The sequence below is a fragment of the Streptomyces chlorus genome (assembly GCF_042655885.1).
GTDB lineage: Bacteria > Actinomycetota > Actinomycetes > Streptomycetales > Streptomycetaceae > Streptomyces > Streptomyces chlorus.
The window spans coordinates 40,376-49,274 of the sequence record NZ_JBHSOA010000053.1; the positions used below are offsets into that span (position 1 = coordinate 40,376).

The following is an 8,899-nucleotide window of genomic DNA, read 5'->3' on the forward strand; positions in this document are numbered from 1 at the left end:
AGAAGGTCGAACCCATGCGGTGGACTTCCTCTCCTACGACTACGACGGCTGTGCCGGAGACCGGCGGACACGTCGGCGTCAACAGCGGAGGGTGTCCGGACATTCCCGAAGCTTTACCCGGGCGGGCCGGGCGGCCGCCGCCATGGGAGAGAGCTGATCCACTACGGCATGAGGGAGCCGGCCCACCGCACGACAGCGTCCGTGACGACCGTCAGGGCCTCCTCCTGCGTGATGTCCGCCCGCTTGGGAACGGCGAGGCCGTGATCGCCGTGCGCCACCTCGACCAGTTCGTGCACCCCCTCGGGGAACTCGCCGGGCCTGCCGAAGGGGTCGTTGCCGCCCTGTACGACGAGGGTGGGCACCCCGGCCCCGAGCAGCTCGTCGGCGCGGGACTTCTCGGGTCTGCCGGGCGGGTGCAGGGGGAAGCCGAGGGCCAGCACGGCATGGGCGCCCAGTTCACCGGCGGTCCGGCAGGCGACCCGGGCCCCGGCGCTGCGCCCACCGGAGATCACCGGCAGGCCCGGCTTCGTCAGCGCGGGCCAGAGGCCGCGCCAGCCGATGTCCAGGGTCTTCGGCGCGGGAGCCACCTTCTTGCCGGCCACCCTCCAGGGCTGCTCCACCAGGGCCACGGTCACGCCGTGCGCGGGCAGCACGGCGGCCAGGGCCTTCAGGTCCCGCGCCTCGATGCCGCCGCCGGCGCCGTGACTCAGCGCGAGGACGAGGCGCGCGGTGGGCCGGGCGGGGTGCCAGGTGATGCGGGCGAGGCCGGCGTCCGTCTCCACGGTCCCGGCCGACGGTTCCACCCCGTCGGCGGCAGCAGGGGTGTCCTTCGAGCTCTTCGCGTTCTTCACATGCGTCACGTCAGAAGAGTGTGCTCTCTTCCGGTGCTTCCAGTTCCTTCAGCAGGTCCGGGCCGTTGTTGCGGACGTTGCTGACCGCCGTGGAGACCGGGAAGGCACGCATCAGGCCGGAGGGCGGCGGTGCGAGCAGCCCGCGCAGCTCCTCGGTGTCCGTGCGGGCGGGGTCGAGCCAGGCGTCCCAGCGGTCCGGTGTGAGCATCAGCGGCATCCGCGGGTGGATGTCGGCCAGGGCCGTCGGGCCGTCCGCCGGCGCCACCGCGAGCGGCGTGGTCTCCGCCTCGGTGGTGATGACGGAGCACGTCACCCACCAGGTCCTGGGATGGTCGTCCGGCAGGGTCCGGTCCCGCCAGAACTCGTACAGCCCCGCCATCGCGAACACCGAGCCGTCGGCCGGTGTCACGAAGTACGGCTGCTTGCGGGGGCGCTTCCGCTTGCCCTCGACCTCCAGGTCCCGCTCCTGCGTTCCGGTGACCCACTCGTAGTAGCCGTCGGCGGGCAGGATGCAGCGCCGGGTGGCGAAGGCGCGACGGTAGGACGGCTTCTCGTGGACGGTCTCCGCGCGGGCGTTGATCATCCGGGCCCCGCCCTCGGGTGTCCTGGCCCAGGACGGCACGAGGCCCCACTTCAGCTTCCGCAGCTGCCGAACCGGCCGCGGGTCGTCCGCGTCCTTCAGGGCACGGTCGAGTACGGCGAAGACCTCTTTGGTGGGCGCCACGTTGTAATCGGGCTCCAGGGCCTCTTCCGGCTCCCACTGTTCGATCTCAAAGACTTCTGCGAGATCCTCGGGCCTGCGACTCGCTGCATAACGTCCGCACATACGTGCAACACTGCCAGGCCCACCCGTCTCCCGGCCACCGCCCCTTCAACGAGGCGCTTCACGCCGCCCCCTCGGTTCGCGACCACGAGGAGCCCCCGCCGAACATGGACAGCACCGCATCCGCCTCGCTCGCCTCCCTCTGGAACGAGGTCACGGGCACCCAGCCCGACCCCGACCTGTGGGTGGTGATCGCCGCCCTGGCCGCCGCGCTCGTCGTCGTCGCGCCGCACGGACTGTGGAGGCTCTCGCGCAACGCCATCACCATCGCCCACGAGGGCGGGCACGGGCTAGTGGCGCTGCTCACCGGCCGCACCCTCACGGGGATACGTCTCCACTCGGACACCAGCGGCCTGACCGTCAGCCGGGGCAAGCCGACCGGTATCGGCATGATCCTCACCGCCGCGGCCGGCTACACGGCTCCCCCACTGCTGGGCCTCGGCGGGGCGGCACTGCTGGGCGCCGGGCGCATCACGCTGCTGCTGTGGCTGGCCACGGTGCTGCTCGTGGCGATGCTGGTGATGATCCGCAATGCGTACGGGGCGCTGACGGTGCTGCTCACCGGCGGCACGTTCGTCCTCGTGTCCTGGCTGACCGGCCCGCAGGTCCAAGCGGCGTTCGCGTACGCCGTGGTGTGGTTCCTGCTGCTCGGCGGGGTGCGCCCGGCGTTCGAGCTCCAGGCCAAGCGGGCGCGCGGGGGCGCGGGCGACTCGGACGCGGACCAGCTGTCCCGGCTGGCGCACGTACCGGCGGGGCTGTGGTTCTTCCTGTTCCACGCGGTGTCCCTGTGCTCGCTGCTCGGCGGAGGGCGCTGGCTGCTGGGGCTGTGACGCCGCGGAGGTGACCCGGGGACGGTGGCGGTTGACGCGTCAACAGGGGTGCACACGCGCGGGACCCCACCCGTACTCGGCCGAGGACGCCCGGTGGAGTGGCCCGACCAGGTGGACAACGGCTCGGGGGCCGCCGGGCGGTCCCGGGCACGCCCGGCGGCCCGGGCCGCCATTAAAGTGGTGCGCATGACCGCTAATCCCGCGCCCACCGCCCTCTGGCCCGCCCCGCACGCGAGCGGAGCCGTCGACGCGACGGTCCATGTGCCGGGGTCGAAGTCGGTCACCAACCGTGCCCTCGTGCTCGCCGCCCTCGCCTCCGAGCCCGGCTGGCTGCGCCGCCCGCTCCGCTCGCGCGACACGCTGCTGATGGCCGGCGCGCTGCGGGCCATGGGCATCGAGATCGAGGAGGGCGTGGGCCCCGACGGCACCGGTGAGGCCTGGCGGGTGCTGCCCACCGGCCTGCGCGGACCGGCCACCATCGATGTCGGCAACGCCGGCACGGTGATGCGGTTCCTCCCCCCGGTCGCCGCCCTGGCCGACGGTCCCATCCGTTTCGACGGCGACCCGCGGTCGTACGAGCGCCCGCTGAACGGCGTCATCGACGCGCTGCGTCACCTCGGTGCCCGGATCGACGACGACGGCCGGGGCGCACTGCCGCTGACCGTGCACGGCGGCGGCGCCCTGGAGGGTGGCACCGTGTCGGTGGACGCGTCCTCGTCGTCGCAGTTCGTCAGCGCGCTGCTGCTGTCCGCGCCGCGTTTCAACCAGGGCGTCGAGGTCCGGCACACCGGCGCGACGCTCCCCTCCCTGCCGCACATCCGGATGACCGTCGACATGCTCCGCGCGGTGGGCGCCCAGGTGGACAGCCCGGAGTCGGGCGGCGAGCCCAACGTCTGGCGGGTCACCCCGGGGGCCCTGCTCGGACGGGACCTCACCATCGAGCCCGACCTGTCCAACGCCCAGCCCTTCCTGGCGGCGGCGCTGGTGACCGGCGGCCGGGTCGTCGTCCCGGACTGGCCGGCCCGTACCACCCAGCCCGGCGACCGACTGCGGGAGATCTTCACCGAGATGGGCGGTTCCTGCGAGCTGACCGAGCAGGGGCTGGTGTTCACCGGTTCGGGGTCGGTCCACGGCATCGACGTGGACCTCGGTGAGGTCGGTGAGCTGACGCCGGGCATCGCGGCCGTCGCGGCGCTCGCGGACTCTCCGTCCACACTGCGCAATGTGGCCCATCTCCGGCTGCACGAGACGGACCGCCTGGCCGCGCTCACCAAGGAGATCAACGAGCTCGGCGGCGACGTCACCGAGACCGCCGACGGTCTGCACATCCGCCCTCGCCCGCTGCACGGCGGCGTCTTCCACACCTACGAGGACCACCGCATGGCCACCGCGGGCACGGTCATCGGTCTCGGGGTGGAGGGCGTGCAGATCGAGAACGTGGCGACCACGGCGAAGACGCTCCCGGACTTCCCCGAACTGTGGGCCGGGATGCTCGGGGCCTAGGACCAAGACGATGCGCCGTTACGGCAAGCACACCGACGAGGACGACATCCGCTCCCGCCCGAACCGCAAGGGCACCCGGCCGCGCACCCACATCCGGCCCAAGCACGAGGACGCCGCCGAGGGCATGGTCCTCACCGTCGACCGGGGCAGGCTGACCTGCCTCGTCGAGGACCGGACCGTGCTCGCCATGAAGGCCCGCGAGCTGGGCCGCAAGGCGGCGGTGGTCGGCGACCGTGTCGCGATCGTCGGCGACCTGTCCGGCCAGAAGGACACTCTCGCGCGGATCGTCCGCATCGAGAAGCGGACGTCGGTCCTGCGCCGTACCGCGGACGACGACGACCCTTACGAGCGGGTCGTCGTGGCGAACGCCGACCAGTTGGCCGTCGTCACCGCCCTCGCCGACCCGGAGCCCCGCCCACGCCTGATCGACCGCTGTCTGGTCGCGGCGTACGACGGCGGGCTGACCCCGCTGCTCGTCCTGACGAAGTCGGACCTCGCGTCGCCCGACAAGCTGCTGGAGTTGTACGGCGACCTGGGCATCCCGTACATCGTCACCAGCCGTGAGGAACTGGAGAACGGCACGGCGGCCGACCGTGTTCGCCAGCAGCTGGCGGGCCGGATCACGGCGTTCGTGGGGCACTCCGGGGTGGGCAAGACGACCCTGGTGAACGCGCTGGTGCCCCAGGGGCGGCGGCGGTCGACCGGGCATGTCAACGCGGTGACGGGGCGGGGGCGTCATACGACGACGTCCGCGCTGGCGCTGCCGCTGTCGGGCGCCGAGGGGTGGGTGGTCGACACCCCCGGAGTGCGGTCGTTCGGCCTCGCCCACGTCGATCCGTCGCGGGTCATCCGTGCCTTCCCCGACCTCGAGCCGGGGACGGAGGGCTGCCCCCGCGCGTGCAGCCACGACGAACCGGACTGCGCGCTGGACGCGTGGGCCGCCGAGGGACACGCGGACCCCGCGCGGTTGTACTCGCTGCGGCGGCTGCTGGCGACCCGGGAGCGCACGGAAGGCGACTGACCCGAAGCAGCCGGGAGCAACCGGGTTACTCGGGCCACGACGCGGGATCGTCGGCCCTCGCGTGTTTGTCATGGCCCGCCGGCGGTAAGTGCATAATCGCACCGAGCCGGATCCGAAGCCGTCGAACCCGGCGAAACGGCCACTGTACGCAAAAGCGGTCACTGTACGTGGGGACAACGGGAGGACGACACATGGCGTGGCTGCTGGTCGTGGTGGCCGGGTTGCTCGAGACCGGTTTCGCCGTGTGCCTGAAGCTGTCCCACGGCTTCACGCGGCTCTGGCCGACGATCGCCTTCTGCGCGTTCGCGCTGGGCAGCTTCGGCCTGCTCACTCTGGCTCTGAGGAAGCTGGACGTCGGGCCCGCGTACGCCGTGTGGACGGGGATCGGGGCCGCGGGCACGGCGATCTACGGAATGGTGTTCCTGGGTGACCTGGTGTCGACGCTGAAGATCGTGTCGATCACCTTGGTGATCGTCGGTGTGATCGGGCTGCAACTGTCGGGATCGGCGCAGTGAGCGCTGCCCGCCGGTGAGCGGGGGCGGGAGAGCGCTACGGCACTGGCTGACGGTGCAGGGCACCGCGGACCAGGCCGGCGACACCACCCTCGGCCGGCGGCGCGGCGATGCAGGACAGGGCGAGGCGCACCACCAGTTCACAGACGCCGGCCAGCTCCGCGGTGTCGGCCGCCCCGGGCACGCCGGGGCCGGTCAGGACGGCCACCGCGCGGTCGCGGACGAGCGCGACGAGGTCACCGGGCGAGGGCAGCGGGCCGTCGGCGCGGCGCTGGGCGGGGACGGCGGAGCCGGACCGGACCGGTGACAGGGCCGGGGAGGGCAGGCGCTCGCTCCAGCAGCCTGTGAGCATGGCCCGGACGAGGGCGTTCCGGCGGGCCGCGGCGGCGGTCCACTCGGCCGCCGCCGTGAGCCGGTCGCGGGGGTCGCCGTGGACCGTGAGGGCGCGGTCGACACCGGCGAGGTAGCCGTCGGCTTCCCTGCGGACCAGGGCCCTGGCGAGCCCCTCCTTGTTGCCGAACTCGTTGTAGAGCGTCTGCCGGGACACTCCGGCCGCCGCGGCCACGTCCACCATCCGTACCACGGACCACGGGCGGCACGCGAGGGCCGCGTAGGCGGCGTCCAGCAGAGATTCCCGCGCTGCGGGCATCATCGCCTCCCTCGGGGCGGGCGAACGGCTCTGCGCTTCAGATTTGACGCACCGTCGGACCCTGTCAAGGGTTCGCGTGGGGTGCGGAGTCCCGGTGCCCGCGCGGTGTGCGGGCTTTTGGCCCGCGCGCGGTCCGGAAGCCCCTGTAGCCCTGGCCCCACCTCGGCAGATACGGTTCGTTGCATGCCCGACTACCTTGATGACCTGCGTCTCGCCCACGTCCTCGCGGACGCCGCCGACGCCGCGACGATGGACCGGTTCAAGGCCCTCGACCTCAAGGTGGAGACCAAACCCGACATGACGCCGGTGACCGAGGCGGACAAGAGCGCGGAGGACCTCGTCCGCGGCCACCTCCAGCGCGCCCGTCCGAGGGACGCGGTGCTCGGCGAGGAGTACGGGATGGAGGGCACGGGACCGCGGCGCTGGGTGATCGACCCGATCGACGGCACCAAGAACTACGTGCGCGGCGTTCCTGTCTGGGCCACGCTGATCTCCCTGATGGAGGCCGGTGAGGGAGGCTTCCAGCCCGTCGTCGGTCTCGTCTCGGCCCCCGCGCTCGGCCGCCGCTGGTGGGCGGCGAAGGGCCACGGCGCCTACAGTGGCCGCAGTCTGTCCTCGGCCTCCCGGCTCCAGGTCTCCCGGGTCTCCAAGCTCGCGGACGCCTCGTTCGCGTACTCCTCGCTCAGCGGCTGGGAGGGGCAGGGGCGTCTGGACGGCTTCCTGGATCTCACCCGCGAGGTGTGGCGTACGCGCGCGTACGGCGACTTCTGGCCGTACATGATGGTCGCCGAGGGGTCGGTCGACATGTGCGCCGAGCCGGAGCTGTCGCTCTGGGACATGGCCGCCACCGCGATCGTCGTCACCGAGGCCGGCGGCAGTTTCACCGGACTCGACGGCCGCCCCGGACCGCACAGCGGCAACGCGGCCGCCTCGAACGGCCTGCTGCACGACGAGCTGCTGGGCTACCTCAACCAGCGTTACTAGCGCGGCCGGCGTTCGCCGTGTCGCCGGCGTTCACGGTGTCACTGACGACAGCGCCGTCGGCGTCCCGGGACGTACGGGGTCCGCGCGCGAGGCCCGTGCGCGCCCTCGATCCGCCACACGCGCCCTCTTGTTGACCCGGGCTTTGCCTGCGACTCTGAGAATCCACCCACTTGTGAACTTGTGAAACCGTGAACCAGTGGACCGCTCCGGCGTCCGACGGCACGGTTTCCGGTAGGAGGTGGCTCCATCCCATGCTCGTCCGCGACGCCATGAGCACGGTGGTCCTCACCATCGGCCCCGCCCACACCCTCCGTCAGGCCGCCGCCCTGATGTCCACCCGCCGCGTCGGAGCGGCCGTGGTCCTCGACCCCGACGGCACCGGCATCGGCATTCTCACCGAACGGGACGTCCTCAACTCCCTGGGCCTGGGACAGGACCCGGACTCCGAGCACGCACATGCCCACACCACCACCGACGTCGTCTTCGCCGCCCCGTCCTGGACGCTCGAGGACGCCGCCCACGCCATGACCCACGGCGGCTTCCGTCATCTGATCGTCCTGGAGCAGGGCGAGCCCGTCGGCATCGTCTCGGTGCGTGACATCATCCGCTGCTGGGCTCCCGTACGACGACAAGCCGCCCAGCACACACCAGCGTGACCGCCGCGCCAGGGCCTGCTCGGCACGCGAAACTGGCCGGGCTCCCCGGAGGGAGTCCGGCCCGTCGCCACGACAAGCGGTCCAGCGCTGGGATCAGCCGCGAAGGGCCTGGACCGCGGCCTCCAGCCGCTTGCCGAAGTCCTCGTCCGCCTGGCGGAAGTTGTTGATCGCGCGCTCGGCGATGTCGTCGCGCGTGACCCGGAGATGGCGCCCGCCAGGTTGTTGACCAGGCGTACCTTCTCCTCCTGGCTCATCAGCCGGTAGAGGTTGCCCGCCTGCACGAAGTCGTTGTCCTCGGCGTGGGACGGCGTGGCCGTCTCGCCGGTGACACCGGTCACCGCGAGGGGCTCCCACAGCGGTCGGTCTGGACCGGGCCGCCGACGCCCGCGCTCTTACTGTTCTGATTGTCGGATACCGGAGCCCCGGCCTCCGTAGCGAGCGGTCCCTGCGTCACGTGCGCTCCTGCGTCATTCCAACCAACCGCACCCCTTGGCTAAAGTCACCCCCGATCCCGCAATGGACAACGTCTAAGTCAAGCAAGACTCCAAAGTCACACTCATTCAGAATCTGTTCCTCCTAGCTGTTAGGCTGGTGTTCATGAGCGACCTTTTGGAACGACTGCGCGGACGTGGCTGGCGGATGACCGCACAGCGTCGTGTGGTGGCCGAGGTCCTCGACGGCGATCACGTCCATCTGACGGCCGACGAGGTGCACGCCCGAGCCGTCACCAAGCTGCCCGAGATCTCCCGGGCGACCGTCTACAACACGCTGGGCGAGCTGGTCACGATCGGCGAGGTGCTGGAAGTCTCCACGGACAAGCGGGCCAAGCGCTACGACCCGAACGCCCACCGGCCGCATCACCACCTGGTGTGCGGGCAGTGCGGCGCCATCCGTGACGTGCATCCGATCGGCAACCCGCTGGCCGACCTCCCCGAAACGGAGCGCTTCGGCTTCACGATCTCGGGCGTCGAGATGACGTACCGCGGCGTCTGCCCGAACTGCGCAACGGCGTAACGACGGCAGATCCCGTAGCACCCACCCCTTTCGCACGCGCGCGACGAAGCCCCGGC

The 8,899-nt window shown here is 71.7% G+C and carries 10 protein-coding genes and 1 pseudogene; 7 read left to right on the forward strand and 4 right to left on the reverse strand.

The window, feature by feature from the left end; genetic code table 11:
- Nucleotides 1-161: 161 nt before the first annotated feature.
- The gene (locus ACFPZI_RS24005; protein WP_381366926.1) at nucleotides 162-803 is read right to left on the reverse strand and encodes an alpha/beta hydrolase family protein; all 642 of its coding nucleotides are present in this window, start codon (nucleotides 801-803) and stop codon (nucleotides 162-164) included.
- A 58-nt stretch (nucleotides 804-861) separates the two neighbouring features.
- On the reverse strand, nucleotides 862-1,677 hold the full coding sequence (locus tag ACFPZI_RS24010; RefSeq protein ID WP_381366526.1) for an SOS response-associated peptidase: 816 nt from the start codon (nucleotides 1,675-1,677) through the stop codon (nucleotides 862-864).
- A gap of 104 nt (nucleotides 1,678-1,781) precedes the next feature.
- On the opposite strand from ACFPZI_RS24010, the gene ACFPZI_RS24015 reads away from it, so the two are divergent.
- The 4 genes from ACFPZI_RS24015 (at nucleotide 1,782) to ACFPZI_RS24030 (ending at nucleotide 5,543) form a co-directional block, all read left to right on the forward strand.
- Nucleotides 1,782-2,504 carry a M50 family metallopeptidase gene (locus ACFPZI_RS24015; protein ID WP_381366529.1) on the forward strand — a complete coding sequence of 241 codons (723 nt, stop codon included), beginning with the start codon at nucleotides 1,782-1,784 and terminating at the stop codon, nucleotides 2,502-2,504.
- 186 nt (nucleotides 2,505-2,690) lie between these two features.
- Nucleotides 2,691-4,007, forward strand: coding sequence for a 3-phosphoshikimate 1-carboxyvinyltransferase (gene aroA, locus ACFPZI_RS24020; RefSeq protein ID WP_381366532.1), 1,317 nt, complete (start codon nucleotides 2,691-2,693; stop codon nucleotides 4,005-4,007).
- A gap of 10 nt (nucleotides 4,008-4,017) precedes the next feature.
- Entirely contained in the window at nucleotides 4,018-5,028 is a 1,011-nt protein-coding gene (gene rsgA / locus ACFPZI_RS24025; protein WP_381366535.1) for a ribosome small subunit-dependent GTPase A, read from the forward strand.
- 191 nt (nucleotides 5,029-5,219) lie between these two features.
- On the forward strand, nucleotides 5,220-5,543 hold the full coding sequence (locus ACFPZI_RS24030; protein WP_381366538.1) for a DMT family transporter: 324 nt from the start codon (nucleotides 5,220-5,222) through the stop codon (nucleotides 5,541-5,543).
- Nucleotides 5,544-5,577: 34 nt separating this feature from the next.
- On the opposite strand, the gene ACFPZI_RS24035 is transcribed toward ACFPZI_RS24030, so the two are convergent.
- Entirely contained in the window at nucleotides 5,578-6,192 is a 615-nt protein-coding gene (locus ACFPZI_RS24035) for a TetR/AcrR family transcriptional regulator (protein ID WP_381366541.1), read from the reverse strand.
- 180 nt (nucleotides 6,193-6,372) lie between these two features.
- Here ACFPZI_RS24035 and hisN point away from each other — a divergent pair, with 180 nt between their 5' ends.
- Together hisN and ACFPZI_RS24045 are read left to right on the forward strand one after the other, a co-directional pair.
- Complete coding sequence (gene hisN, locus ACFPZI_RS24040) at nucleotides 6,373-7,173, forward strand: histidinol-phosphatase (RefSeq protein WP_381366544.1); 801 nt, start codon at nucleotides 6,373-6,375, stop codon at nucleotides 7,171-7,173.
- Nucleotides 7,174-7,424: 251 nt separating this feature from the next.
- Nucleotides 7,425-7,829, forward strand: a complete 405-nt coding sequence (locus tag ACFPZI_RS24045; protein ID WP_381366547.1) for a CBS domain-containing protein — start codon at nucleotides 7,425-7,427, stop codon at nucleotides 7,827-7,829.
- A gap of 93 nt (nucleotides 7,830-7,922) precedes the next feature.
- Here the strand turns inward: ACFPZI_RS24045 and ACFPZI_RS24050 are convergent.
- Nucleotides 7,923-8,191: pseudogene (locus ACFPZI_RS24050) on the reverse strand (catalase-related domain-containing protein); the annotation flags it as partial.
- A 235-nt stretch (nucleotides 8,192-8,426) separates the two neighbouring features.
- Here ACFPZI_RS24050 and ACFPZI_RS24055 point away from each other — a divergent pair.
- Nucleotides 8,427-8,843, forward strand: a complete 417-nt coding sequence (locus tag ACFPZI_RS24055; protein ID WP_381366550.1) for a Fur family transcriptional regulator — start codon at nucleotides 8,427-8,429, stop codon at nucleotides 8,841-8,843.
- Nucleotides 8,844-8,899 lie beyond the last annotated feature (56 nt).

Bases quoted from the DNA above. Each gene is read 5' to 3' on its own strand.
- aroA (WP_381366532.1), top strand. From the start codon at position 2,691: ATGACCGCTAATCCCGCGCCCACCGCCCTCTGGCCCGCCCCGCACGCG.
- ACFPZI_RS24015 (WP_381366529.1), top strand. From the start codon at position 1,782: ATGGACAGCACCGCATCCGCCTCGCTCGCCTCCCTCTGGAACGAGGTC.
- ACFPZI_RS24030 (WP_381366538.1), top strand. From the start codon at position 5,220: ATGGCGTGGCTGCTGGTCGTGGTGGCCGGGTTGCTCGAGACCGGTTTC.
- ACFPZI_RS24010 (WP_381366526.1), bottom strand. From the start codon at position 1,677: ATGTGCGGACGTTATGCAGCGAGTCGCAGGCCCGAGGATCTCGCAGAA.
- ACFPZI_RS24045 (WP_381366547.1), top strand. From the start codon at position 7,425: ATGCTCGTCCGCGACGCCATGAGCACGGTGGTCCTCACCATCGGCCCC.
- rsgA (WP_381366535.1), top strand. From the start codon at position 4,018: ATGCGCCGTTACGGCAAGCACACCGACGAGGACGACATCCGCTCCCGC.
- hisN (WP_381366544.1), top strand. From the start codon at position 6,373: ATGCCCGACTACCTTGATGACCTGCGTCTCGCCCACGTCCTCGCGGAC.
- ACFPZI_RS24055 (WP_381366550.1), top strand. From the start codon at position 8,427: ATGAGCGACCTTTTGGAACGACTGCGCGGACGTGGCTGGCGGATGACC.
- ACFPZI_RS24035 (WP_381366541.1), bottom strand. From the start codon at position 6,192: ATGATGCCCGCAGCGCGGGAATCTCTGCTGGACGCCGCCTACGCGGCC.